Here is a 25,221-nt window from a genome sequence, read left to right on the forward strand (position 1 = left end):
GCTATGGGGGCGATGGCGCGGTCACGTGCGGGGAATCTGCCACTGGAGCTCACGAGCTTCGTCGGTCGCAGGAACGAGATCGCCGAGGGCAAGCGGTTGCTCACCGCCGGCCGGCTTCTGACGCTCACCGGCGTCGGCGGGGTCGGCAAGACGCGGCTGGCGCGGCGGATCGCCGCCGAGATGTCCCGGGAGTTCGGCGACGGGGTCTGGCTGGTCGACCTGGCCCCGTTGGTGGCGGGTGCGCTGCTCACCGAGACGGTCGCCGACGCCGTCAGATGCCCCCGGCAGGATCCGGCCTCCCTCGCCGAGTACCTGCACGACAAACGGCTGCTGCTGGTGCTGGACAACTGCGAGCACCTGCTGCCCCAGGTCTCCGCGCTGGCCGGTGACCTGCTCGCGATGGCCCGCGAACTGCGCATCCTGGCCACCAGCCGGCAGGCGCTGCACGTCCCGGGGGAGCTGGTCCTCGAGGTACCGCCGCTGAACGTGCCCGGGGCGGCCGAGATCTCGATGGACGGCGTCCTGGAGAACGAGGCGGTGCGCCTGTTCGAGGACCGGGCCGCCTCCGCCGTGCACGAGTTCAGGGTCACCGACGCCAACAGCGCGGCGGTCGCCCGGCTGTGCCGGCGGCTGGACGGCATCCCCCTGGCCATCGAGCTCGCGGCGGTGAGGGTGATGGTCCTGTCCGTGGAGCAGATCCTGGAGCGCCTCGAGGACCGCTTCCGGCTGCTGACGACCGGGCCCACCACCGCGCCGCCGCGTCAGAAGACGCTCCGGGCGCTGGTGGACTGGAGCTATGACCTCTGCTCCGAGGAGGAGCGGACGCTGTGGGAGCGGCTGTCGGTCTTCTCCGGCGGCTGCGGCCTGGACGCGATCGAGCACGTGTGCTCGGAAGATGGGATCGCCCCCGAAAGCCTCATGGACCTGCTGACCCAGCTGGTGGACAAGTCGATCATGCAGCGCCGGGGGCGGGGCTCCGACGTGCGCTTCGAGATGCTCGACACGCTGCGCCAGTACGGATGGAAGCGGCTCGTCGCCTCCGGCCAGGACCAGGCCCTGCGGCTGCGCCACCGCGACTGGTGCCGCCGCCTGGCGGCACGGTCGGAGGACGAGTGGTTCGGCGAGCACCAGATGGACTGGCTCGGGCGCCTCATCCAGGAGCAGGGGAACGTGCGCTCCGCGCTGGAGTTCTGCCTGGGCGAGCCGGGCGAGGCGTGGGCCGCGCTCGAGATCGCCGCCGCGATGTGGAGCCACCGGCTCTCGTGGAGCTCCCCGAGCGAGGGCCACCACTGGCTGGAACGGGCGCTGGCGCAGGAGTCCGACGCCAGTGCCGGGCGGGCCAAGGCCCTGTGGGTCGACGCGTGGCTCGTCCTGCTGCGGGGCGACCCGCAGGCCGCCAAGCCGCTGCTGGAGGAGTGCCAGGCACTGGCTGAGCGGCTCGGGGACGAGGCCCAGCTCGCCGGCGCGCTGCACATCACCGGGTTCGCCGCGTTGCTGGCCGGCGATTTCACCCGGGCCATGGAGCTGCTGGACGAGGCGCTGGCCCGCCGCCGCGCCCTCGGCCACCGGGGGCACGCGTGGGTGGCCCTCTTCCAGCTGGCCATGACCGCCGTCCTCATGGACGACCCGCGGTCCACGGCGCTCTGCGAGGAGGTGCTGGAGACGGCCGAGCGCGCGAACGCCGAATGGTCGATCTCGTACGCGCTGTGGGTCGCGGCCCTCGACCGGCGGCGCAAGGGCGCGCTCCGGGAGTCCGTGACCATGATGCGGGACGCCGTGCGGCTGAAGCTGCGCTGCAACGACCACCTCGGCCTGGCCCAGTGCCTCGAAGGGCTGGCCTGGATCCTGGCCGACGACGAGCAGTACGAGCAGGCCGCCCAGATGCTAGGCGCCGCCCACATGGTCTGGCAGTCGATCGGGACCTCGCTGCCCGGGCTCGGGCACCTGGCCGGCGCCCACGACCGGTGCGAGTCCTGCCTGCGGCGGCATCTCTCGGAGCGGGCGTTCAAGGCGGCCTTCGACCGCGGCGCGGAGCTCACCCCCGAGCAGGCCGCCGCGTACGCGCTGGACGAGAAGCCCGCACGCCGCGCGGAGAGCGCCCAGCCCGAGTCCGACGCCACGTCCATCCTGACCCGCAGGGAGCGGGAGATCGCCGATCTGGTCGCGAAGGGCCTGAGCAACAAGCAGATCGCCGAGACGCTGGTCATCGCCCAGCGCACCGCGGAGTGCCACGTCGAGAACGTCCTGCGCAAGCTGAACTTCTCGTCCAGGTCGCAGATCGTCAAGGCGTGGGAATCACGCCGGCCCGATGGCGAGTGACCCGCGCCCCCAGCCGGGAACGGCGGCGGCCCCGGATCCGCTCGTCCGGATCCGGGGGCTGCGCAAGCGCTTCGGCGGCATCCACGCGCTGCGGGGAGTGGATCTCGACCTCCGCCGCGGCGACGTCCTCGCCCTGCTCGGCGCGAACGGCGCCGGGAAGTCGACGCTGATCAAGATCCTGGCCGGCGTCCACCACGCCGACGGGGGAGAGGTCGTCGTGGCCGGCCATCCACTCGGCAGCCAGGCCGCCTCCGCGGGCATGGCGTTCATCCATCAGGACCTCGGCCTCGTGGAGTGGATGACCGTCGCGGAGAACATCGCCCTCGGCATGGGATACGCCCGGCGCGGCGGCCTCATCTCCTGGCGCGAGGTACGCCGCCGCTGCGTGGACGCCCTCCGGATCGTCGCCTCCCGCCTCGACCCGGACGAGCCGATCGCCGACCTGACGCGGGCGGAGCGCTCGCTGGTCGCCATCGCCCGCGCCCTGGCCACGCACGCGCAGCTCATCGTGCTGGACGAGCCGACCGCCTCCCTGTCCGCCGCCGAGGGCGAACGCCTCTTCGACGTCCTGCGCACGCTCCGCGACCGGGGTCACGGGATCCTGTACGTCAGCCACCGGCTGGACGAGATCTACCGGATCGCCGACCGGGTCGCCGTCCTGCGCGACGGGCGCCTCGTCAGCCAGGGGCCGCTCGCCGGCCGCGACCCGGCCGACCTCGTGCGCGACATCGTGGGGCGAGAGGAAAGGGCCCACCGGCGCCGGGTCCGCCGGCCGGGAGAGGTCCTGCTGAGCCTGGACGGCGTGCGCGCCGGCCGGGCAGGCCCCGTCGGGTTCGACCTGCGGTCCGGCGAGGCGCTCGGCCTGGTCGGGCTCATGGGAGCCGGGCACGTGGACCTCGGCCGCGCGCTGGCCGGCGCGTACCCCATGCGGGCGGGCCGCGTGCTGCTCGCCGGCAGCCCGTACCGGCCGGCCTCGGTCGCGGCGGCCGTCGGCGCCGGGGTCGCTTTCGTGTCCGGCAACCGGCAGGAGGAAGGGGCCGCCGCCGACCTGAGCGTGCGGGAGAACCTGCTGGCCAACCCCGGCGTGCGCGGCCGATCGCCGCTGAGCCCGCTGAGTCCGCGCCGCGAGCGCGCCGAGACGGCGGCGATCGCCGAGCGCCTGCGCGTCCGCCCGGCCGACCCGGAGACGCCGTTCGCCGCCCTGTCCGGCGGAAACCAGCAGAAGGTGCTGATCGGCCGCTGGCTCGGGGTCCGCCGCCGGCTCCTGATCCTCGAGGAGCCCACGGCCGGCGTCGACGTCGGCGCCAAGCCCGAGATCCACCGGCTGCTCGACGAGGCCCTGGCGGGCGGGGCCGCCGCGCTCCTGGTCTCCGCCGACTTCGAGGAGGTCGCGAACCTGTGCGACCGAGCGCTCGTGTTCGCGCGCGGAAGGGTGAGGGCCGAGCTGGGCGGCGACGCCCTCACCGTCGCCGCGCTCACCCGGGCGGCCACGGCCATCCCTGGGACGGACCGTTGCTGACGAACGAGCTCACGCCCCGCAGAAAGCCCTCCGCCGGCCGCCTGATCGGCGGGTACGGGCTGCTCGCGCTGGCCGTCGTCCTGTTCGCAGCGTTCGCGCTCGCCCTGCCGGACACGTTCCCCACCATGGCCAACCTGACCGCGATCGTCTCCGCCTATTCGATCACCGCGGTCCTGGCGCTCGGCGCGATGATCCCCATCATCACCGGGAACTTCGACCTGTCCCTCGGCTACGGCCTGGGCCTGTGGCACGTCATGACGCTGCTGCTGATCGTGAACGCCGGATGGCGCTGGCCCGAGGCGTGCCTCGCCGTGCTCGCCGGCGGGCTGGCGGTCGGCGCGGTCAACGGCCTGCTGGTGGAGTTCGCCCGCATCGACTCGTTCATCGCGACCCTCGGCACCGGCAGCATCCTGTACGCCGTCACGGGCTGGGCGACCCAGGGCGCCCGGATCTTCCCCGGACCGCAGGGCCTGCCCGAGGGCCTTACCGGCCTGTACGACTCGACGCTCCTCGGCATGCCGACGCCCGCGTTCTACGTGGTCGCCCTGGCCGCCGCGCTGTGGCTGGTGCTGGAGCGGCTCCCCGTGGGCCGCTACCTCTACGTCATCGGCTCGAACCCGCGGGCGGCGGAGCTGGTCGGGATCCCGATCCGCCGGTACGTCGTGCTCGCCTTCGCGGGATCCGGCCTGGTGACCGGCTTCGCGGGCGTGCTCCTCGCGGCCCAGCAGCAGATCGGCAACCCGAGCGTCGGCTTGGACTACCTGCTGCCGGCGTTCGTGGCCGCGCTGCTCGGCTCCACCACGATCAAGCCCGGGCGGGCCAACCCCTGGGGCACGGTCGTCGCCATCGCGGTCCTGGCCATCGGCCTGTCGGGCATCAGCCAGCTCGGAGCGGACTTCTGGGTGACCCCGCTGTTCAACGGCGCCACCCTGCTCGTCGCCGTCGGGCTGGCCGGCTACTCCGCGCGGCGCCGGACGCACGCCGGCCGGGTGACGAGCCGGCCATGAACCTCGCCCGCCTCGTGGTGCTCGCCCTGGTCGCCGGCGGCTGCTCGCTCGGCTCCCCGCCCCCCGCTCCCGAGGGGGCCGGGGGGTGCCCCGACGTGGTGCGCACTGCCAGGCGGGCGGTCGCGCTCGCCGAGGCGATGGACGTGCCCTGGGCCGGGCCCACGAGCGGGCCTCGCGCCGTCGCAGGCAAGAGCATCGTCTTCGTCGCCTCGACCATGACCAACCCCGGCGTGGCCGGCACCGCCGATGCCGTGCGGGCGGCCGCGCGGTCCGTACGGTGGAGCTTCCGCGTGATCGACGGCCAGGGCACCCCCGCCGGGATCCGGGTGGCCCTGGGCGAGGCGGTCGCCCTCCGGCCGTCGGGCATCGTCATCGGCGGGTTCGACCCGGAGTCCGTGGCGCAGCAGGTCAGGCAGGCCAACGCCGCCGGGATCCAGCTCGTGGGATGGCACGCGACCAAGTCGCCCGGCCCCAGCGCGAACCCCCGCCTCTTCACCAACGTCACCAGCCGGGTGGAGGACGTCGCGCGGATCAGCGCGTACTGGATCATCGCCAGGTCGAACGGCCGGGCGGGCGCGGTGATCTTCACCGACTCCTCGATCCCGTTCGCCGAGAACAAGTCACGGCTCATCAGGCAGACCCTGGCTACCTGCTCCGGCGTCCGGCTCCTCTCCTACGAGAACATCCCGCTCCCCGACGCGGGCACCCGCACGCCGCAGGAGGTCTCGTCCCTGCTGTCCCGCTTCAGGGACCGGTGGACGTACTCGGTCGCCATCAACGACGTCTACTTCGCCGACGCGGCTCCGGCGCTGCGCGCAGCCGGGCGGCCCGGCGAGGGGCCTCCCTACTCCATCGGCGCGGGAGACGGGGATCCCTCGGCGTTCCAGCGGATCCGCGCCCGGCGTTTCCAGCACGCGACCGTCCCGGAGCCGCTGAACGCGCAGGGCAGCCAGATCGTCGACGAGCTCAACCGCGCGTTCGCCGGGCACCCGCCGAGCGGGTACGTGACGCCGGTGCACCTGACCACGACGGAGAACGTCGACGCCGCCGCGTCCTGGGACCCGCGCGGCTACCGCGAGGCCTACCTGCGGATCTGGCACGGGTAGCCCCTCTCACCAGCCCCGGGCGCGCAGGAAGGCGGCGCAGCGGGCGGTCCAGTCGCCCACGACGGGATCGGCGTCGGCCAGGCCCAGCCCGTGCCGGCCGCTGGGATAGACGTGGACCTCCAGGGGGATCCGGTGGCGGGCGAGCGCCCGGGCCACCTGGAAGGTGTTCTCGACGGGGACCGACTCGTCGTCGGCCGTGTGCCACAGGAACATGGGTGGCGTGGCCGGGCCGACGCGGTCGGGGAGCGACAGCTCGGAGCGTACGGACTCGGGCGCGTCCGGGCCGAGCAGGTTGGCGGCGGAGCCCTGGTGGGCGGCCGGTCCGGTGAGCGCGGCGACGGGATAGCAGAGGACGGCGAGGCCGGGGCGGGGGTCGGCCTGGTCGACGGCGTCGTGCGGGCCCTCCGTCAGCATGGAGCCCGCCTCGGTGGCCAGCAGCCCGGCCAGGTGGCCGCCCGCCGAGAAGCCGAGCACCCCCACGCGGGCCGGGTCCACACCGGTCCCGGCGGCGTGGTGCCGGACCCACCGCACCGCCCTGGCGGCGTCGAGCAGGGGCAGCGGGTGGCGGTGCGGCGCGATCCGGTAGCGCACGACGAACGCCGCGATGCCGAGCGAGTTGAGCCAGCGCGCGACCGGCGCGCCCTCGTGGTCGGCGAGGTGGTGGTAGGCGCCGCCCGGGAGGACCACGACGGCCGGGCTGGGACCGTCGTGCGGTACGGGGAAGGCGGTGATGGTCGCCTCGCCGGTCGTGGGCCACAGGGGGTGCTCGCTCATGCCGTGCCTTTCAGGTTGTCCGACGACGGATGTTAGCGAGCGCCCGATGTGAACGGTTCGGTTAGGTTGGTCGGGTGTGCGACCGGGACCACCCGTTGACCAAGGATGCCGCGCGGCCGCTGAGCGGGCTGCGGATCGTCGAGCTCTCCAGCTACGTGGCCACGCCGCTGAGCGGGATGACGCTGGCGCAGCTGGGCGCCGACGTGATCAGGGTCGAGCCGATCGGCGGCGCTCCCGACCGCACCCGCTGGCCGCTGGCCGAGAGCGGGACGAGCCTGTACTGGGCGGGCCTCAACAAGGGCAAACGCGCCGTCGAGGTGGACCTCTCCTCTGAGGAGGGACGCCGGCTCGTCGCCGACCTGGTCGTCAGCGGAGGGCGGCGCGGCGGGATCGTGATCAGCAACTCCGACCGGCACCCGGAGCTGACCTTCGAGGCGCTGCGGGCACGCCGTCCCGACGTGATCCACGTGCTGCTCACCGGCCGCCGCGACGGCGGGACCGCGGTGGACTACACGGTCCAGGCGTCGACCGGATTCCCGCTGCTGACCGGTCCGGAGGACGCGGAGCAGCCGGTGAACAGCGTGGTGCCCGCCTGGGACCTGGCCGCCGGCCTCTACCTGGCGGTCGGGCTGCTGGCCGCGGAGCGGCACCGCGTACTCACGGGGGAGGGGCAGCAGGTACGCGTCGCGCTGGAGGACGTCGCCCTGGCGGCGGCGGGGAGCCTCGGCTACCTCGCCGAGGCGCAGCTGAACGGCACCTCGCGCGAGCGGATCGGCAACCACGTCTACGGCACCTTCGGCCGGGACTTCGCCACCGCCGACGGCGGGCGGCTGATGGTCGTGGCGCTCACCGACCGGCACTGGCGCGACCTCCTCGCCGCCACCGGCCTCACCGGCGTGGTCTCCGCGCTGGCCGCCGCCCTCGGGGTGGACCTCGGCGCGGAGTCCGAGCGCTACCGGCACCGCAGGGTGCTCGGCGACCTCATCGCCAGCTGGTTCGAGACCCGCACGCTCGCCGAGGCAGAAGAGGCGCTGCGGGCCACCCGTGTGCTGTGGTCGACGTACCGGAGCTTCACGGAGCTGGCCGCGACGCTGCCCGGGAACCCGCTGATGGGGAAGGTCGCCCAGCCCGGCATCGGCGAGCACTGGGCGCCGGGGTCGCCGCTGGTGATGGACGGCGAGCAGGCGCCACCGGAGGCGTCTCCGGAGGTCGGCGGGCACACCGACGAGGTGCTGCGCGCCGAGCTCGGCCTGTCGGCGGCCGATCTGGCGGCGCTGCGGAAGGACGGCGTCATCCGGACGACGCAGGGAAGGTCCACGTGAGCTGGGAACCGCACACCCTCACCACCCGGGAGACGGTCGAACCGGGCCCGGTCGCCGCGCTGACGGCGCTGTTCGACGACGGCACGCCCGCGATCGGCCCGGGGGATCCGCTGCCGCCGCTGTGGCACTGGCTCGCCCTTGCCCGCTGGCCCGTCTCGTCCGTGCTCGGCGCGGACGGCCATCCGGCGCGCGGGTCGTTCCTGCCTCCGGTGGAGCTGCCGCGGCGGATGTTCGCGGGCGGCGAGGTCGCCTTCCACGCCCCGCTCGCGGTGGGGAGCACGGTACGCCGCGAGGCGCGCGTGGAGTCGGTCACCGAGAAGTCGGGGCGCTCGGGCCGGCTGGTCGTCGTGGTCGTCTCCATCCGGCTCTACGACGAGCACGACCGGCTCGCCGTCGAGGAACGCCAGGACCTCATCTACCGCGAGGCCGGGGCCGTCCCGTCCGAGGCCGCACCGGCCGGGCCCGCGGCGGTCCTGGCGCCCGCCGGTGCCCCTTTCACCCGGGAGGGGGAGCGGGCCTGGCGGTTCGCCACGGACCCGACGCTGCTGATGCGGTTCAGCGCGGCGACCTCCAACCCCCACCGGATCCACTACGACTGGCCGTACGCCACCCGCGTCGAGGGCTACCCCGGCCTGGTGGTGCACGGGCCCCTGATGACGCTCGCCCTGGCGGAGGTCCTGCGCCTTGAGGGGTACGACGCCCCCGTGGCGCGCATGCGGCACCGGAACCGCAAGCCCCTGTTCTGCGGCCGGCCGGCGCTGCTGCGGCGGATCGACGCGGCCACGCTGGGCGTGTTCGGCCAGGACGACGAGCCCCACAGCACCCTGGCGATCGAGCTCGGGGGAGGCGACGGCCGTGCGTGAGGCGACGGCGCGCGGTGGCGCGCGTGCCGTGGTGGAGGCGCTGCGGGACGTAGTCGGCAGGGCCGCCGCCCACGTCGCCTCCGCGGACCGGGACCAGGCCGTGGCCTACGACGTGGCGTCCATGTCGGCGGCGGTCGCGGCAGCCGGGTCGCTCCTCGACCACGACGCGGACCACGGCGCGGGCCTGGCGCTGCTCTACGCCGCCGACGTCGCCGCCGACCTGGCCGGCCGCCTGACCGGCAGGGAGTCCCTGTGGGGCGTGGACGGGACGGCCCTGGACGGCGTCGCCGCCCACGTCGCCGCGGGACGCGACCCGGCGTTCCTGGAGCGCGTCGCCGAGCACGTGCTGGCCACCCGCGAGGCGGGGCCACGGCACCTGTCCGCCGAGCTGCAGTTGGTCCGCGCCGCCTTCCGCGAGTTCGCCGCCGACCGCATCACCCCTGTCGCCGACCGCATCCACCGCGACGACGAGGACATCCCCGCCGACATCATCGACGGGCTCGCCGGCATGGGCTGCTTCGGGCTGTCGATCCCGGCCAAGTACGGCGGCGGCGCCGAGGGCGACGAACTGGCCGCCATGGTGGTCGTCACCGAGGAACTGTCCCGGGCCTCGCTCGGGGCCGCCGGCTCGCTCATCACGCGTCCCGAGATCATCGCCACCGCGATCGCCCGCGGCGGCACCGAGGAGCAGAAACGGCGCTGGCTGCCGATGATCGCCTCGGGGGAGCGGCTGTGCGCCGTGGCGGTCACCGAGCCCGACCACGGCTCCGACGTCGCGCAGATCACCACGAGCGCGACCCGCGACGGCGACGAATGGGTGCTGAACGGCGTCAAGACCTGGTGCACCTTCGCCGGCCGCGCCCACTGCCTCCTCGTCCTGGCCCGCACCGACCCGGCCGGGCACCGGGGCCTTTCGCTCTTCGTGGTGGACAAACCCTCCTTCACCGGCCACGAATGGCGCCTCACCCAGGAGGGCGGCGGGTCCGTCGAGGGGCGCGCCATCCGTACGCTCGGCTATCGGGGCATGCACTCGTTCGAGGTGCGCTTCGACGGCTGGCGCGTCCCCGCGGCCGACCTGATCGGCGGGGACGGCGGTCTCGGGCGCGGCTTCTACCTGCAGATGCAGGCGTTCGCCAACGCGCGGCTGCAGACCGCCGCCAGGGCCGTCGGGGTCATGCAGTCGGCGCTGGAGCTGGCCGTGGACTACGCGCGGCAGCGGTCGGTCTTCGGCCGGCCGCTCGCGGACTACCAGCTGACCCGCGCCAAGATCGCCAGGATGGCCGGATCGATCGCCGCCTGCCGGGCCTTCACGTTCGCGGCGGCCCGGGCCGTGACGGCCGGCGACGGCCAGCTGGAGGCCGCGCAGGTCAAGCAGCTCGCCTGCCGGGCGGCCGAATGGGTCACCAGGGAGGCCCAGCAGCTGCACGGCGGCTACGGGTACGCGGAGGAGTACAGCATTTCGCGGCTGTTCGTGGACGCGCGCGTACTGTCCATCTTCGAGGGCGCCGACGAGGTCCTCGCCCTGCGGGTGATCGCCCGCAGGCTGATGAAGCCCTGACGGGCGCTGTGCGAAATCGGTTGGCGGAGGCGGCGGATCGGCCGAGATCATGGCCCCCATGTCGATCCGTACGGCCCGCGAAGCCGATCTGCCCGCCCTGCTCGCCCTCGCCGTCGCCTTCTACGAGGAGGACGGCTTCACCACGCCGGAAGGCGACCTCAAAGCCAACCTCACCACCTTGATCACCTCGCCCGCGGCCCGGGTCGCGGTGAGCGAGGAGGACGGCCGGGTCATCGCGTTCGCGATCACCACGACCTCGTTCGGGCTCGAGTCCGGGCTGATCGCCGAGCTCGAAGACCTCTACGTCGCCCCGGAGGCGCGCAGGCGCGGTGAGGCCAACCGGCTGATCGAGGACAGCCGGAGCTGGGCCGCGGAGCTGGGATGTTCCCTCCTGGAGATCGTGATCGCGCCCAACGGCAACGACGTGAGCCATCTGTTCGACTTCTACGGCAAGCGCGGATTCCTGGACGAGGGACGCCGCCTGCTCAGCCGGCCGCTGTCCAGGACGTGAGACGGCGGGGCTCACGCCCTGGTGGCGACCTGGAGGTGCTTGCGGACGCTCGTGGCGGCGGCGCGGTCGCGCCACCAGTGCAGGCCAGCGGCGCCGGCCTGCTGTTCGAGGGCGGTGAGGTGGGTGGTGGCGGCGTCGTGGTGCCCGGAGGCGGTGGCGAGCAGGGCGAGGTACCAGTCGACCGGGCCCATGCACAGCACGGCTGACAGGGCCGAGATGCGGCCGCTGTAGGGGAGCAGGGCGGTGTAGGCGGTGCGGCACTCGTGGGTGCGGCCGAGAGCGGCGACGGCGGCGGCGCGCAGGCAGGTGGCCGACAGCCAGGACCAGTCCCGGGGCGGGGCCGGGCGGGGGCCGCCGTTGAGGCGCCGGGCGTGGTCGAGGTGGCCTTCGGCGCACAGGTGCAGGGTGGTGGCGTCGTGGTGGAGGGTGGGATGGACGCCGCGGATGGCGGCGATGAGGGGCGCGGCGTCGGCGATGGCGCCGCGGTGGTAGCTGAGGGCGACGCGGCCGGTGGCGACGGTCTGGCGGGCGTGCCGGAGGTTGAGGTGGCGGGCCTGGTCGTCGGCGTCGTCGTAGAGGCGGTCGGCCTCGTCGAAGCGGCCGTCGAGGGCGAGCCGGTTGGCCTGCCAGAGGGTGTGCTGGAAGCGGGGCCAGGGCAGCGGGTGGAGTTGCAGGAGGGCGCCGCAGCGGGCGGCGGCCTGGTCGGCGGCGGCCACGTCGAACGCCTCCAGCCGGCCGCAGGCGTCCACCATGCCGGCGAGCAGCTCGACCTGAGGGCTGTCGGTGTGTTCCGCCAGATCGTGTAACTCGCCGGTGAGGTCCGTCAATCCGGTGAGGGCCCGGGGCCGGTGCATGGTGAGACGGCGGTCGTCGCGGGTGCGGGTGCGGGCGAGCGGGCGGGGGTTGTCCACCTGGTGCCGGTCCGCCTGGTGCCGGTCCGCCTGGTGCCGGTCCGCCGGGTGCCGGTCCGCCTGGTACGGGTCGCGTAGCAGCGACAGGGACGGCGTGCCGAGTGCGGTGAGGGCGCGTACCACCAGCCCGGCGCCCGCGTCGGCGCGGTCGGCGGCGCGTAGGGCGGCGGCTCCGGCGCGGCGGGCGGCCTCCCGGTCGCCGGCCGCCTCCAGGGCCTGGACGTGGTGGAGCAGCAGTTCCACGTGCTGGGCGGGGTCGCCGCCCGAGGCGTCGTGGGCGGCCACGGCGTGGCCCCACCACCTGGCCGCCTCCGCGTACGCCAGGCGCAGGCCGGCCTGCTCGGCGGCGGCCACGGCCCAGTGCACGGCGTCGCCGTACGAGCCCGCCTGGACGGCATGGCAGGCGATGGCGGCCACGTCGGCGGACGGGCGGGCGGCCAGGGCGGCGGCCAGGTCGCGGTGGATGGCGGCCTTGCGCCGGGGCGCCAGGCCCCCGGCCAGCACCTCCCGCACCAGGTCATGCACGAACACCAGCCGCCCACTCCCAGCCACGGCCGGCTCCACGCGAAACGCACCCCCGCCCCCGAGAAGCAGCCCCGCCCGGCCGGGCGCATCCTGCGCGACGGGCAGTCCCGCGCCGCCCGCGTCACTGGAGACGGGCAGTCCTGCGTCGGTCGTGAGGTCGAGCGCCTCGCTGGAGGCGAGCAGCCCTGGCAGGGCGGGGTCGGCGCTGGGCGTGAGCAGGCCCGCGCGGGTCGCGAGGTCGAGCAGGTCGTCCGCTTCGGGGCCCGCGACCTGCGCCACGATCGCTGGGTCGAACTCCCTGCCGAGCACCGCCGCGACCGCCAGCACGTCCGCGACCTCGGCCTCGAGCTGCGAGCGCACCAGCGCGGCGACCGCCTCAGGGACGGCGTCCACGGCGTGCCCGCCGGCCCGCAGCCGGAGGCATTCCCGCACGAAGAAGGGGTTGCCGCCGGTCCGGTCCGCCAGCCGCGCCGCGGCCTCGGCGTCGAGCGCCACCCCCATGCCGGCCGCCATGGACCGCACGGCCGCCGGTGCCAGGCCGCGGACGCGCAGGCGGACCAGGTCGTAGCGGGCCAGCCGGCTCAGCGGGTCGTCGAAACCGGGACGGAACGCGGCGACCAGCGTGACAGCCGCGCCGTCCAGCCGCATGATCAGGTCCCTGAGCAGGTCCAGCGACGCGGCGTCGGCCCGCTGCAGGTCGTCCAGGACGATCACCAGCGGCCGGACGCGCGAGGCCGCGGTCAGCCACCGCGCGACGGCGTGCGCGTCGGCCGGGCGGTCGGCGTCGAGCAGGCCGGACAGGGGCTGCCGGTCGCCGGGCGGGCAGTGCTGTTCGAGCGTCCGCAGCACCTGGACCCACGGCCACAGCGGCGGCAACCCTTCGGCGTCGTGGCAGCGCCCCCAGAGCACGAGCTGCCCGAGCCGGGCCGAGCAGTGCTCGCCGAACTCCTCCAGCAGGAACGTCTTGCCGATCCCCGCCTCGCCGCTCACGGTCGCCAGCCGCAGGCCGGTGGCGGCGGCCCGCTCGGGCAGCGCCATCAGCTCGGCGAGCCGGTCGTCCCGGCGAGCCGATCGCCCGGTCCCCGCCGGCCCGGGCTGGGCCGGCACGACCAGGGTGGCCGGGCCGGCGGCCGGCTCCAGGGAGTCGGCCTGGCGGAGGATGTCCTGTTCGAGTGAGCGCAGCTCGGGGCCGGGGTCGAGGCCGAGCTGGTCGGCCAGCAGCCGGGCCGCGCGGCGCAGCACGGCCAGCGCCTCCGCCTGCCGCCCGGTGCGGTACAGGGACAGGGCGAGCAGGCACCACAGCCGCTCGCGCAGCGGGTTCTCGGCCGTCTCCGCCTCCAGGTCCGTGATCACGGCCTGCGGGCGGCCCAGGTCGAGCAGCGCCCGGGCGCGCCACTCGAGCGCGACCAGCCGCAGCTCGCGCAGCCGGCTCACCTCGGTGAGGGCCCAGGGCTCGTCCCCGAACTCCCCGTACGGCGTGCCCCGCCACAGCCCGAACGCGGCGTCCAGGCAGGCCAGCGCCTCCCCCGGCGACTGGAACTCCGACCGGCCCACCAGCTCCTCGAACCGGGACGCGTCCACGTCATCGGCGGCCAGCAGGTAGCCGGGCGGCCGGCCGATCAGCACCTTGGGCTTGGCCCACGGGCCGCGGTCCGGCTCGATCGCCCGGCGCAGGTTCGACACGTACGAATGCAGCGACGACAGCGCGCTGGGCGGCGGCGTGTCCCCGTACAGGTCATGGATCAGGGCGTCGGCGGAGACCACGACCCCCCGCGCGATGAGGAGCCGGGCCAGCACCGCGCGCGGGCGGGCCCCGCCCAGGCCGACGGGCTCCCCGCCGTCGGCACGGACCTCGACAGGTCCCAGAACTCGAAATTCCACAGCACGTCCGGTTCGACTCAGGCGGATCTGGAGAAGAGCGTGGCCGCGGGCCGCAGGGCCATCAGCAGGCCGAGCGTGGCGTACCCGATGACCAGGTGGGTGCCGCCGACCCAGCGGGCCAGCTGCTCGCCGACCAGCACGTAGCAGGGGACGGTCACGACCGCCCAGCTCTCCGCGATCAGCGGCCACCAGCGCAGCACCCCGCGCCACCGCGCGGTGGTGGCGAGCTTGACGCTGATCGCGGCCATGCCCAGCATCGACAGCGGCCAGCAGATGTCGAGGAAGGCCAGCCAGGTCGCGTCCTTGACGTCGTCAGGCAGGACGCCGTGCAGCAGCGACCAGACGCCGGCGAGGCCGAGCACCGTGGCCTCGATCCTGAGCGCCACCGCGGCGGCCCGCGAGGTGCCGATCGCCCGCGTCTTCATCTGCGCCCAGAGCAGGCAGAAGATGCCAAGTTGGAACGCCAGCCCGGTCAGGTCGATGATCCGCTCGCCCACGCCGACGCCTTGCGTGCCGTGGATGAAGATGGCCGTCGCCCAGGTCAGCGAGCCGACCATCAGCCCGATCCCGGCGCGGCGGATCGCGCTCTCGCTCACCGCCGGTGCGGCGCCGGTGTAGTGGGAGGAGTTGAGCACTTGGGTGTCCGTGCGGGCCCGTGCCGGCTCGTTGGTGATGTGGGCGTCCATGAGGTTCCTTCCGGTTTGTTGCGATGCCCCCAACGATGTCGGCCTGCTGTTCCGGGCCGGCAGAGCCGCCGGTCCCTGATCCGGTCCCGAGGCGCCCTGCCGTGTCCCGGGACAGGCTGTCCCGGGACAACGGGACACAAATCCGGCGACAATGCTCAGGTGACAAAAGCCAGCCGCCTGTCCGCGGTCCCGGCGGCGCTCGCGGTCGTGCTCACGGTCGGCACTGTGCTGCTGGACGTCCGCAATTCCGGGATCCCGCTGCCGCCGAACGCGGGCCTCGAAGCCGTGAGCTGGCCGGCCGCGGTGTCGGGGCTGGCCCAGGCGGTGCCCGGCGCGCTGCTGCTGCGGCGGTTGCCCCGGCATCCCGTCGCCTGGGTGCTGACCCTGTCGGGCGTGCACTGGGCGCTGAACGGCTTCTCCGGCGCCTGGTCGGTGTACTCGATCTACACCTCGCCCGGGGCCTTCGGAGCCGCGCCGGCCTACTGGTTCTACGCCCGGTTCGGCGCGGCGCTGCTGATCGGGCTGCCGCTGCTGATCCTGCTCTTCCCCGACGGGCGGCTGCCCGCCGCCAAGGGCTGGCGGCGGCTGTCGATCGCCGGCCTGGGGCTGGCCTGCTACCTGCCGCTGGTGTGGATATTCGTGCCGGTGTCCGCGACGACGCGGTTCGAGGGCGGCCCGCTGCCCCCGGAGGTTTTGCGGCTCGGCATCGACGCCGTCAGCCTGGAGCTGCCCTATGAGGTGTGGGCGGCCCTGCTCACCCTCGCCCGGGCGGGGGCGGCGGTGAGCCTGATCATCCCCTTCGCGGTCATGGTCCACCGCTACCGGCGGGCCGACACGGAGCGGCGCGCCCAGATCCGCTGGCTGACCTGGGCCGCGCTGGCCGACATGTTCGTGCTCATGGTGCCTCTGAAGCAGCTGTCGTCGGTGCTCATGTGCGTCGGGATCGCGCTCACCTCCGCCGCGGTGCTGATCGCGGTGACCGAATACCGCCTGTACGACATCGACCGGCTGCTGCCGGCGACCTTCCTGTACGGGATGCTCGCGGTCCTGGTGGTCGCGATCGACGTGGCCGTGTTCACCGTCGCCGGCAGCGTGCTGGGCGAGCGCGACTCCGCGCTGGCCGCGATCGCGATCGTCTCGGTGGCCTACGCGCCGCTGCGGACGTGGTTGTGGCGGGCGGCGCGGCGGCTGGTGCGCGGGGCGCGCGACGACCCGTACGCGATGGTCTCGACGCTCGCCGAACGGCTGGAGGTCACCACCGAGCCCGACGCGCAGCTCGCCGCGCTGGCCCACACCGTGTCAGAGGCGTTCCGGCTGCCGTACGTACGGGTGGAGATCGAGCGGCCGGGCGGCGTGCGTACCGTGGTCGAGCACGGCGCCCCGAACGGGCCGCAGCTGTCTCTGCCGGTCGCCTACCGCGACGAGGCCGTGGGCCGGCTGGTCCTGTGCCGGGCCGACCTGACCGAGCGGGACCAGCGGCTGCTCGGCGACCTCGTCCGCCAGGCGGCCCAGGCGGCGCGGGCCAGCGAGCTCAGCGCCGACCTGCAGCGCATCCGCGCCAGGCTCGTGACCGCGCGCGAGGAGGAGCGCCGCCGGATCCGCCGCGACCTGCACGACGGTCTCGGCCCAAGCCTCGGTGCCGTCGCGCTGCGCATCGAGACCGCCCGCAACCTGGCCGCCACCGCGCCCGCCGAGTCCGACCGCATCCTCGAGCAGACCGCGGCCGAGGTGTCCGTCGTGCTGGCCGACGTCCGCCGCCTGGTGCACGACCTGCGCCCGCCGGCCCTCGACGAGCTCGGCGTGCTGCGCGCCGTGGAACAGCAGGCCGACCGGGTCCGCTCCGGCGGCCTGCAGATCGTCGTGAGCGGCGACGACGCGCTCGGCTCGCTGCCCGCGGCGGTGGAGGTGGCCGCGTACCGCATCGTGTCGGAGGCGCTGGCCAACGTGGTGCGGCACGCCGCGGCGACGCACTGCGAGATCATGCTCGGCGTGCGCGGGGGGACTCTGGAGATCACGGTACGCGACGACGGCCGCGGCATCGGTCATGACATCGAGGCCGGGGTCGGTATGTTGTCCCTGCGCGAGCGGGCGGCCGAGCTCGGCGGGGACTGCCAGGTCACCTGCCCGCCCGGCGGCGGGACGCTCGTGAGCGCGCGACTTCCCCTCGAACAGACCACGGAGGTGGCCGGTGTCCGATGAGACGATCCGAGTGCTGCTCGCCGACGACCATCCGGTCTACCGCGACGGGCTGGCGGCGCTGCTGGCCTCCCTGCCCGGCATCGACGTCGTGGGCACCGCCGCGGACGGCCGGCAGGCCGTCGCGCTGGCCGCCGACCTGCAGCCGGACATCGTGGTCATGGACGTCAGCATGCCGGAGCTGGACGGCATCGAGGCCACCCGCCGGGTCGTCGCCGACAGCCCGCACATCGGGGTGGTCATGCTGACCATGTCGGAGCAGGACGCCACCCTGTTCGCGGCGATGCGCGCCGGGGCGCGCGGCTACCTGCTCAAGGGCGCGAACCAGGGCGAGATCGTCCGCGCCATCCAGGCCGTGGCCCACGGCGAGGCCATCTTCGGGCCGTCGATCGCCCGGCGGGTGACCGAGTTCTTCGCCGCGCCGCCCACCGAGGACACGGCGTTCCCGCAGCTCACACCGCGCGAGCTGGAGATACTCACGCTGATCGCGGCCGGCCGGTCGAATCCGCAGATCGCCTCGGAGCTGTTCCTGTCGCCCAAGACCGTGCGCAACAACGTGTCCAACATCTTCGCCAAGCTGCACGTGGCCGACCGCACCGAGGCCATCATCCGTGCCCGCGACGCGGGCCTCGCCCGCTGAGACCTTCCCAAAAGAGGGGGTCGTCAGGGGTTGCGTCTCCTAGGAGGGCGACTCCAGGTGCTGCTGGATGGCGGCCATGACATCCTGGGGCGAGGCCGCGCGGCTGAAGGTGGCGACGACGATCTGGTCGCCCTTGTCCTGCGGCTGCTCCAGGTGGCGGAAGGTGGCGATCACGTACCGCAGCGCGTGGTCGAGGGGACCGGCGGGGTCGTACGTGCCGCCCGCGCGCAGCCATCCCCGCAGCACCTGGTTGTGCGCGGCCACGACGGAGGCGGCCATGAGCTCGGCGCGCAGGCCGGCGTCGGGGGAGTCGCCCAGCCATTCGCCGACGAACTCGCGGAACAGCCGCTGGTAGCGGGCCACGCTGGCGATCTCCCTGTCGCGTAGCGCCGGCACCCGGCGGACCAGGCGATAGCGGCGCAGCGACACCTCGGCGTCGTCGACGTAATGGGCGAGCACGATGCGTACCGCGTCGGTGATGGCGACGATCGCGGTGTCGGCGGTCGAGGCCCGCAGCCGGGCGGCGATCCGCTCCAGCAGGGTGTCGTGATCAGGGAAGATCGCGTCTTCCTTGGAGCGGTAGTAGCGGAAGAACGTGCTGCGGCTCACGCCTGCTCGCGCGGCGATGTCGTCGACGGTGGTCTCGTCGTAGCCGTGCTCGTCGAACAGCGCCACGGCGGCTTCGGCGAGGCGCTGGCTGATGGGCGGTTTCGGCACGTGGTCATTGTCTCGAAAGTTAGGGGTATCCAAGCGATCGAAACTGAGTATCGTCAATATGAAACTGAGTCTTATCGGTGGGACTTATCGGCGGAGTGGTGAATGTCAGCGCAGGGCACAGCGGGCAGCCTGGCCCGCCTCAAGGAGCGGTTGGACGAGGCAGTTCACGTGGGCGAGGCCAGGGCGGCGGCCAAGCAGCACGCGAAGGGCCGGCTGACCGCCAGGGAGCGGATCGAGCGGCTGCTGGACGCGGGCTCTTTCGTCGAGCTGGACGCGCTGGCCCGCGGCGGACTCGTGTACGGCGACGGCGTGGTGACGGGCTACGGGACCGTCGACGGCCGCCAGGTGTGCGTCTTCTCGCAGGATTTCACGGTGTCCGGCGGCAGCCTGGGGGAGGTGTACGGGCAGAAGATCTGCAAGGTCATGGACCTGGCCATGAAGAACGGCGTGCCGATCATCGGCATCAACGAGGGCGCCGGGGCGCGCATCCAGGAGGGCGTGGTCTCGCTCGGCCTCTACGGCGAGATCTTCCGCCGCAACATCCGGGCCTCCGGCGTGATCCCGCAGATCTCCCTGATCATGGGCGCGTGCGCGGGCGGCCACGTCTACTCGCCGGCCCTCACCGACTTCACGATCATGGTGGACGAGTCGTCGCACATGTTCGTGACGGGCCCGGACGTCATCAAGACCGTCACCGGCGAGGACGTCACCTTCGAGGAGCTGGGCGGCGGCCGGGTGCACAACAGCCGCAGCGGCATCGCCCACTACCTGGCCCATGACGAGGACGACGCGCTCGACTACGCCCGGGCGCTGCTGTCGTACCTGCCGCAGAACAACCTGGACGAAGCGCCGCACCCCGAGTTCGAGGCCGACCTGGAGTTCGGCGCCGACGACCTGGCGCTGGACGCGCTGGTGCCGGACTCGCCGAACCAGCCGTACGACATGCACGAGGTCATCGCGGCCCTGCTGGACGACGGCGAGTTCCTGGAGGTGCAGCCGCTGTTCGCGCCCAACATCGTGGTCGGCTTCGGGCGCGTCGAGGGCCGGTCGGTGGGCGTGGTGGCCAACCAGCCGATGCGCCTGGCCGGCACGCTCGACATCGACGCCTCCGAGAAGGCCGCCCGGTTCGTCCGCACCTGCGACGCGTTCAGCATCCCGGTGCTCACGCTCGTGGACGTGCCCGGCTTCCTGCCCGGCACCGAGCAGGAGTGGAACGGCATCATCCGCCGCGGCGCCAAGCTCCTGTACGCCTACGGCGAGGCCACGGTCCCGCTGGTCACGGTGATCACCCGCAAGGCGTACGGCGGGGCGTACGACGTGATGGGCTCCAAGCACCTCGGCGCGGACGTGAACCTGGCCTGGTCCACCGCGCAGATCGCGGTGATGGGCGCCCAGGGCGCGGTCAACATCCTGCACCGCAAGCGGCTGGCCGCCGCCGACGACCCCGACGCGCTCCGGGCCGAGCTGGTGCGCGAGTACGAGGACACCCTCGCCACCCCCTACCTGGCGGCCGAGCGCGGCTACGTGGACGCGGTGATCGCGCCGAGCGAGACCCGGCGCGAGGTCACCCGCGCGCTGCGGCTGCTGCGCGGCAAGCGCGACGCCCTGCCGCCCAAGAAGCACGGGAACATCCCGCTATGAACGTGATCAAGGGTGACCCCTCGCCGGAAGAGATGGCCGCGCTCGTCGTGGCGCTGCGCGCCCTCGCCCACGACGACGTTCCCGAGCCGCCCCGTAGCAGCTCGCCTGCGCGCCGCCGTGTGCTGCGCCGCCCGTTGGTGACCGGCCCCCGCGGATGGCGGGAGTCGAGCTGGAGTCTTGGAGGATCCCTGTGAGCACGACCTTGCGCAAGGTGCTCGTCGCCAACCGCGGCGAGATCGCCGTCCGGATCGTCCGGGCCTGTCGCGACGCCGGCATCGCCTGCGTGGCGGTCTACGCCGACCAGGACCGCGACGCGCTCTTCGTCCGGATGGCCGACGAGGCGTACGCGCTGGGCGGCGCCACGCCGGGGGAGACGTACCTGTCGATCGAGAAGATCATCGAGGTGGCCGCGCGGTCGGGCGCCGACGCGGTGCACCCCGGCTACGGCTTCCTGGCCGAGAACGCCGGCTTCGCCGAGGCGGTCATCGACGCCGGGCTGGTGTGGATCGGGCCGCCGCCCGCGGCGATCACCGCGCTCGGCGACAAGGTGCAGGCCCGGCACATCGCCCAGAAGGTCGGCGCGCCGCTGGTGGCCGGGACGGCGGACCCGGTCGCCGGGGTCGACGAGGTGCTGGCGTTCGCTGAGGAGCACGGCCTGCCCATCGCGATCAAGGCCGCGTTCGGCGGCGGCGGGCGGGGGCTGAAGGTGGCGCGGACCGCCGAGGAGATCCCCGACCTGTACGACAGCGCCGTGCGCGAGGCCGTGACCGCGTTCGGGCGGGGCGAGTGCTTCGTGGAGCGTTACCTGGACCGGCCCCGGCACGTGGAGACCCAGTGCCTGGCCGACGCGTACGGCAACGTGGTCGTGGTCTCCACCCGCGACTGCTCGCTGCAGCGCCGCCACCAGAAGCTCGTCGAGGAGGCGCCCGCCCCGTTCCTCACCGGCGAGCAGGAGGCCCTGCTGCGCGAGAGCTCCAAGGCGATCCTGCGCGAGGCCGGCTACGTCGGGGCCGGGACCTGCGAGTTCCTCGTCGGCCAGGACGGCACGATCTCCTTCCTGGAGGTCAACACCCGCCTGCAGGTGGAGCACCCGGTCACCGAGGAGGTCACCGGCATCGACCTGGTGCGCGAGATGTTTCGCATCGCGGCGGGGGAGGAGCTCGGCTACGACGATCCCGAGCCGCGCGGCCACTCGATCGAGTTCCGGATCAACGCCGAGGACGCAGGCCGCAACTTCCTGCCCGCCCCCGGCACCATCACCGGCTGGCGCGCCCCCTCCGGCCCCGGCGTCCGCCTCGACGCCGGGTACGAGCAGGGCGAGACCGTGCCCGGCTCCTTCGACTCGCTGATCGCCAAGCTGGTCGTCACCGGCGCCACCCGCGAGCAGGCCCTCCAGCGCGCCGGCCGGGCACTGGCGGAGTTCGGAATCGACGGCATGCCGACCGTGCTGCCGTTCCACCGGGCCGTCGTGGCGGAGGAGGCCTTCACCGCAGACCCCTTCACCGTGCACACCAGGTGGATCGAGACCGAGTTCGACAACCGGATCGCCCCCTATGACGGCGTGCCCGCCGAGGCCCCGGAGCAGGGCGAGCTCGAGCGGATCACCGTCGAGGTGGCGGGCAAACGCCTGGAGGTCGTGCTCCCCGCCGGCACCGCGAAGCCGCGTGCCGCCAAGGCCGCCGCCCCCCGGCGCGAGAAGAGGGGCGGGGCCAAGGCCGCCGCCGGCGGGAACGCCCTGGTCAGCCCGATGCAGGGCACCATCGTCAAGGTGATGGCCGCCGACGGCGACGACGTGATTGCCGGCGCCACCATCGTGGTGCTGGAGGCCATGAAGATGGAGCAGCCGCTCACCGCCCACAAGGCCGGGACCATCGTCGGCATGTCCGCCCAGGTGGGGGCCACGGTGGCGGCCGGCACCGTGATCTGCGAGATCAAGGACCCGGCATGACGCCGAGCCGAACCCCACCGGTCAGCGCTTGAGGCGCAGGCCGCGCAGGAAGCCCCACAGCCCGCCGGTCCGGGACGACGCCGGTCCGGCCTCGCCCGGCGCGGACGGCTGCGGCGCGGGCGCGTCGGTGCCGCCGGAGGCACGCTCGCCCGCCGGTACGTAGCCGTCGGCGAGCTCGAACTGGACCGGCAGGGCCCGCAGGGCGCGCATGAAGGGGGAGGGGCGCCAGGGCAGCTGGTCGGCCGGGAGCGCAAGCTTGATCTTGGTGAGCCGGCTGAAGAGCCGGCGTACGGCGATCGTCGTCATCTGGGTCGCCAGCCGGTGTCCCAGGCAGCTGTGCGGCCCCGCGCCCCAGGCCAGGTGCGCGCGGGTGCTGCGGATGGCCTCGTGGTCGAGCGCCCCGGCGAAGCGCGGGTCGGCGTGGGCGCCCGCGACGGAGAGCATCACCGGATCGCCGGTGGCGATCGTGTAGTTCCCCATCTTCACGTCGGTCTTGGGGAAGCGGAAGGTCAGGTTGGCCATCGGCGGGTTGAGCAGCGCGACCCGGTTGACCGTCTCGTCGATCGCGCCCACCGACAGGCTCGCCCGCACGTCCCGGTTGGAGACGACCTCGACGACGACGTTGCAGACCAAACTGGCGGTGAAGTCGAGCAGGCCGGGCAGCATGAGCAGCTCGCGGGCCAGCTCGTCCAGCGTGAGGTCAGGACAGGCCGCGATCATGTAGGAGGGCAGGTCCTCGCCGGGCCGTTCCCGTGCGGTGGCCGCGAGCTCCGTCATGGCCGCGTACAGCCGCTCGAACGCCGCGGCCGCGTCGGGCCCGGCGTCCACCATCCGCCAGATGTCCATGACGACCTCTTCGCCGCGCGCCGCGGTGAAGCCGAGCATGCGGTTGGCCACCATCAGCGGGAGTGGCCGCGCGTACTGGGCGGCCAGGTCGGCCCACCCCGTGGAGCCGCCCTCCGCCAGCACGGCGATGAGGTCGTCGGCGTACTGCACGACGGCCTGTTCGAGCAGCTGGGCCTGCGGATTGGCGTGGTCCTGGAACGGCGCCAGCGCCTGCGTCCACGCGTTGCGCAACCGGCGCTGCGCGGCGCCCTCGGAGAAGGCCGAGTTGTTGATCTGGAAGACGGGCAGCAGCGGCCAGTCCGCGGGTATCCGGCCCTCGACGTTCATCCGCCACCTGTCCACGTTCTTGGTCCAGATGCCGCCCGAGTTCTGCAGGACGCGGAGCACCTCCTCGTAACCGAGGACGAACCAGACCGGCATGCCGAGGAGGTCGACCGGGGCGACCGGGCCGTACCTCTTGCGCAGGCGCTCGTGGACGAAGGCGGGGTCGGCATCGTAGTCCCTGGTCAGCAGCGGCTCTACGGACATCGACATCAGTGGTTCTGCGGGCTGCTGGGGCCACGGGTGGGTCACGGGGATGAACTACCTCTCTGGTTGCCGCCGCACTCTGGGAGATTTCGGCCGGTTCGCTCAAGAGATCTGAAAGCATCACGTAAAGCGCCAGTCATGGCAAGAGGAAAGTGTACGGCGTGTCCTGAATCATGGACGCTGCGTGGTCTCGGCGGCCCTTCAAGTGATCTGCTATCAAACGTCATCCATCGATGGTCATAATTCACGCGTGAGCCCTGAACCCCAGAAAATAGGCCCATACACCATCATCCGTCTCTTAGGTCAGGGCGGTATGGGGGTCGTCTTCCTGGCCCGGGACCCGGGATCCCGGCTCGTCGCGCTCAAGACGTTGCGCGAGGGACCGGCCAGTGACGCGGGCTTCCGCCGCCGGTTCACCAGGGAGGTCGAGGCGGCGCGCAGCGTGGCCCGCTTCTGCACGGCGCCGGTGCTGGACGCGGGCATCGACGGTGAGACCGCGTACATCGTCACCGAGTACGTGGACGGCCCCGATCTGGCCGGCGCCATCAGGAAAGGCGGCCCGATGGCCGGGGCCGACCTGGAGGCCCTGGCCGTCGGCGTGGCGACCGCGCTCACCGCCATCCACCAGGCCGGGGTCGTGCACCGCGACCTGAAACCGCAGAACATCCTGCTCAGCCCCGTCGGCCCACGGGTGATCGACTTCGGCATCGCGCAGCTCGTTGAGCCGGACGCGAGCCGGTCCACCGGGATCGTGGGGACGCCCGCGTACATGTCGCCGGAGCAGGCCACCGAGGGCCGGATCACGGCCGCGAGCGACGTGTTCGCGTGGGGCGGCGTCGTGGCGTACGCGGCGACCGGACGGCCGCCGTTCGGGACGGGCGGCGCGCCCGAGGTGCTGTTCAGGGTGGTTCACCGCGCTCCCGAGCTGACGGGCCTGGACGAGCGGCTCAGGCCCCTGGTGGAGCAGGCGCTGGACAAGGACCCGGCGCGGCGGCCCACGGCGCAGCAGCTCCTCGACCGCCTGCTCGGCCGGGAGTCGGTGTCGGTGGACACCGGGGTCCGCACGGTGAGCAACTCGTGGGCGGCCTCGTCGGCCCGCCGCCGGGACGCGCCGGTGGCCGGCCGCTGGAAGGCCCCGGTGGCGGTCGCGGCCGCGCTCCTGGTGACCGGGGCGACGGTCGCCGCGGCCTGGCGTCCGTGGGAGACGGCCGCCCACCGGGGAACTTCCCTGGTCACCGCAACCTCTCAGGCGGCGTCCGACGGCAGCGTCCCCCCGCTCGCGCAGAAGGACACGTCCGTGCGGAACCTGGACGCCCAACGGGTGCCCGTCCACATCACCATCGACAACCTGTACCGCGTGGACGGAGACCTCCGGCTCGAGCTGACCGTGAGAAACGACGCCAAGGACGGCGCGTACGCGGACCTGTACACGATTCTGGGCCGGGACTCGGAGGATCTCTCGAGCATCGGCCTGACCTACAAGGGCGGGTCCAAGACGCTCCGCCCCTACATCGACGAGGACGGCTTCTGCATCTGCTCCAGCTGGACCTCGATCAACAACATCGCCCCGGCCAAATCCCTCCTCCTCGTCGCGGAGTTCGACAACGTGCCGTGGACGGCGAAGAGGGCGGACCTTGACCTGCTGGCGCTCGGGAAGTTCCAAGACGTCCCCATCACCTGATCCGGGCACCATAGTGGAGCCCTGGCGGGATATGTCCTACTC

Annotated in this window: 19 protein-coding genes; 14 read left to right on the top strand and 5 right to left on the bottom strand. The window is 73.4% G+C overall.

What is annotated here, in order from left to right:
* Positions 1–12: 12 nt before the first annotated feature.
* Genes ACIBI9_RS20975 through ACIBI9_RS20990 form a run of 4 tightly spaced genes read left to right on the top strand, consistent with a single transcriptional unit; the run spans position 13 to position 5,951 of the window.
* Complete coding sequence (locus ACIBI9_RS20975; protein WP_397223823.1) at positions 13–2,319, top strand: LuxR C-terminal-related transcriptional regulator; 2,307 nt, start codon at positions 13–15, stop codon at positions 2,317–2,319.
* A complete protein-coding gene (locus ACIBI9_RS20980) occupies positions 2,309–3,838 on the top strand; it encodes a sugar ABC transporter ATP-binding protein (protein WP_397223824.1) in 1,530 nt (509 codons plus the stop codon). Before ACIBI9_RS20975 ends, ACIBI9_RS20980 begins: the two co-directional genes overlap by 11 nt.
* Positions 3,832–4,845 (top strand): ABC transporter permease, encoded by a 1,014-nt coding sequence (locus tag ACIBI9_RS20985; protein WP_397223825.1) that lies wholly within the window; start codon positions 3,832–3,834, stop codon positions 4,843–4,845. Before ACIBI9_RS20980 ends, ACIBI9_RS20985 begins: the two co-directional genes overlap by 7 nt.
* Positions 4,842–5,951 (top strand): substrate-binding domain-containing protein, encoded by a 1,110-nt coding sequence (locus ACIBI9_RS20990; protein ID WP_397223826.1) that lies wholly within the window; start codon positions 4,842–4,844, stop codon positions 5,949–5,951. Before ACIBI9_RS20985 ends, ACIBI9_RS20990 begins: the two co-directional genes overlap by 4 nt.
* Before the next feature lie 6 nt (positions 5,952–5,957).
* Here the strand turns inward: ACIBI9_RS20990 and ACIBI9_RS20995 are convergent, their stop codons facing one another.
* Positions 5,958–6,725 (bottom strand): alpha/beta hydrolase, encoded by a 768-nt coding sequence (locus ACIBI9_RS20995; protein WP_397223827.1) that lies wholly within the window; start codon positions 6,723–6,725, stop codon positions 5,958–5,960.
* A gap of 95 nt (positions 6,726–6,820) precedes the next feature.
* On the opposite strand from ACIBI9_RS20995, the gene ACIBI9_RS21000 reads away from it, so the two are divergent.
* The 4 genes from ACIBI9_RS21000 to ACIBI9_RS21015 are packed head-to-tail and all read left to right on the top strand — an operon-like array spanning position 6,821 to position 10,979.
* Complete coding sequence (locus tag ACIBI9_RS21000; protein WP_397223828.1) at positions 6,821–8,047, top strand: CoA transferase; 1,227 nt, start codon at positions 6,821–6,823, stop codon at positions 8,045–8,047.
* A complete protein-coding gene (locus tag ACIBI9_RS21005) occupies positions 8,044–8,910 on the top strand; it encodes a MaoC family dehydratase N-terminal domain-containing protein (protein WP_397223829.1) in 867 nt (288 codons plus the stop codon). Before ACIBI9_RS21000 ends, ACIBI9_RS21005 begins: the two co-directional genes overlap by 4 nt.
* Positions 8,903–10,468, top strand: a complete 1,566-nt coding sequence (locus tag ACIBI9_RS21010; RefSeq protein WP_397223830.1) for an acyl-CoA dehydrogenase family protein — start codon at positions 8,903–8,905, stop codon at positions 10,466–10,468. Before ACIBI9_RS21005 ends, ACIBI9_RS21010 begins: the two co-directional genes overlap by 8 nt.
* Positions 10,469–10,526: 58 nt before the next feature.
* Entirely contained in the window at positions 10,527–10,979 is a 453-nt protein-coding gene (locus ACIBI9_RS21015) for a GNAT family N-acetyltransferase (protein WP_397223831.1), read from the top strand.
* A gap of 11 nt (positions 10,980–10,990) precedes the next feature.
* On the opposite strand, the gene ACIBI9_RS21020 is transcribed toward ACIBI9_RS21015, so the two are convergent.
* Together ACIBI9_RS21020 and ACIBI9_RS21025 are read right to left on the bottom strand one after the other, a co-directional pair.
* A complete protein-coding gene (locus ACIBI9_RS21020) occupies positions 10,991–14,296 on the bottom strand; it encodes a BTAD domain-containing putative transcriptional regulator (protein ID WP_397223832.1) in 3,306 nt (1,101 codons plus the stop codon).
* 17 nt (positions 14,297–14,313) lie between these two features.
* Positions 14,314–14,982 (bottom strand): hypothetical protein, encoded by a 669-nt coding sequence (locus ACIBI9_RS21025; RefSeq protein ID WP_397223833.1) that lies wholly within the window; start codon positions 14,980–14,982, stop codon positions 14,314–14,316.
* Between the two features lie 159 nt (positions 14,983–15,141).
* On the opposite strand from ACIBI9_RS21025, the gene ACIBI9_RS21030 reads away from it, so the two are divergent.
* Both ACIBI9_RS21030 and ACIBI9_RS21035 read left to right on the top strand, forming a co-directional pair.
* Positions 15,142–17,181: a sensor histidine kinase gene (locus ACIBI9_RS21030; RefSeq protein WP_397223834.1), complete on the top strand. Its 2,040-nt coding sequence runs from the start codon at positions 15,142–15,144 to the stop codon at positions 17,179–17,181.
* A complete protein-coding gene (locus tag ACIBI9_RS21035) occupies positions 17,171–17,818 on the top strand; it encodes a response regulator (RefSeq protein ID WP_397223835.1) in 648 nt (215 codons plus the stop codon). The genes ACIBI9_RS21030 and ACIBI9_RS21035 overlap by 11 nt, the downstream gene beginning before the upstream one ends.
* A gap of 39 nt (positions 17,819–17,857) precedes the next feature.
* Here ACIBI9_RS21035 and ACIBI9_RS21040 read toward each other — a convergent pair whose 3' ends face one another.
* Complete coding sequence (locus tag ACIBI9_RS21040; protein WP_397223836.1) at positions 17,858–18,535, bottom strand: TetR family transcriptional regulator; 678 nt, start codon at positions 18,533–18,535, stop codon at positions 17,858–17,860.
* Between the two features lie 102 nt (positions 18,536–18,637).
* On the opposite strand from ACIBI9_RS21040, the gene ACIBI9_RS21045 reads away from it, so the two are divergent.
* The 3 genes from ACIBI9_RS21045 to ACIBI9_RS21055 are packed head-to-tail and all read left to right on the top strand — an operon-like array spanning position 18,638 to position 22,124.
* On the top strand, positions 18,638–20,176 hold the full coding sequence (locus tag ACIBI9_RS21045; protein WP_397223837.1) for an acyl-CoA carboxylase subunit beta: 1,539 nt from the start codon (positions 18,638–18,640) through the stop codon (positions 20,174–20,176).
* Positions 20,173–20,370 (top strand): acyl-CoA carboxylase subunit epsilon, encoded by a 198-nt coding sequence (locus ACIBI9_RS21050; protein ID WP_397223838.1) that lies wholly within the window; start codon positions 20,173–20,175, stop codon positions 20,368–20,370. Before ACIBI9_RS21045 ends, ACIBI9_RS21050 begins: the two co-directional genes overlap by 4 nt.
* 8 nt (positions 20,371–20,378) lie before the next feature.
* Entirely contained in the window at positions 20,379–22,124 is a 1,746-nt protein-coding gene (locus tag ACIBI9_RS21055; RefSeq protein WP_397224184.1) for an acetyl/propionyl/methylcrotonyl-CoA carboxylase subunit alpha, read from the top strand.
* A 21-nt stretch (positions 22,125–22,145) separates the two neighbouring features.
* On the opposite strand, the gene ACIBI9_RS21060 is transcribed toward ACIBI9_RS21055, so the two are convergent.
* Complete coding sequence (locus tag ACIBI9_RS21060; protein ID WP_397223839.1) at positions 22,146–23,504, bottom strand: cytochrome P450; 1,359 nt, start codon at positions 23,502–23,504, stop codon at positions 22,146–22,148.
* A 244-nt stretch (positions 23,505–23,748) separates the two neighbouring features.
* On the opposite strand from ACIBI9_RS21060, the gene ACIBI9_RS21065 reads away from it, so the two are divergent.
* Entirely contained in the window at positions 23,749–25,179 is a 1,431-nt protein-coding gene (locus ACIBI9_RS21065) for a serine/threonine-protein kinase (RefSeq protein ID WP_397223840.1), read from the top strand.
* The last annotated feature ends 42 nt before the right edge of the window (positions 25,180–25,221 follow it).

The sequence above is a fragment of the Nonomuraea sp. NPDC050451 genome (genome assembly GCF_044458585.1).

Bases quoted from the DNA above. Each gene is read 5' to 3' on its own strand.
- ACIBI9_RS21025 (WP_397223833.1), bottom strand. From the start codon at position 14,982: ATGGACGCCCACATCACCAACGAGCCGGCACGGGCCCGCACGGACACC.
- ACIBI9_RS21045 (WP_397223837.1), top strand. From the start codon at position 18,638: ATGTCAGCGCAGGGCACAGCGGGCAGCCTGGCCCGCCTCAAGGAGCGG.
- ACIBI9_RS21050 (WP_397223838.1), top strand. From the start codon at position 20,173: ATGAACGTGATCAAGGGTGACCCCTCGCCGGAAGAGATGGCCGCGCTC.
- ACIBI9_RS21015 (WP_397223831.1), top strand. From the start codon at position 10,527: ATGTCGATCCGTACGGCCCGCGAAGCCGATCTGCCCGCCCTGCTCGCC.
- ACIBI9_RS21060 (WP_397223839.1), bottom strand. From the start codon at position 23,504: ATGTCGATGTCCGTAGAGCCGCTGCTGACCAGGGACTACGATGCCGAC.
- ACIBI9_RS20975 (WP_397223823.1), top strand. From the start codon at position 13: ATGGCGCGGTCACGTGCGGGGAATCTGCCACTGGAGCTCACGAGCTTC.
- ACIBI9_RS20995 (WP_397223827.1), bottom strand. From the start codon at position 6,725: ATGAGCGAGCACCCCCTGTGGCCCACGACCGGCGAGGCGACCATCACC.
- ACIBI9_RS20990 (WP_397223826.1), top strand. From the start codon at position 4,842: ATGAACCTCGCCCGCCTCGTGGTGCTCGCCCTGGTCGCCGGCGGCTGC.
- ACIBI9_RS20980 (WP_397223824.1), top strand. From the start codon at position 2,309: ATGGCGAGTGACCCGCGCCCCCAGCCGGGAACGGCGGCGGCCCCGGAT.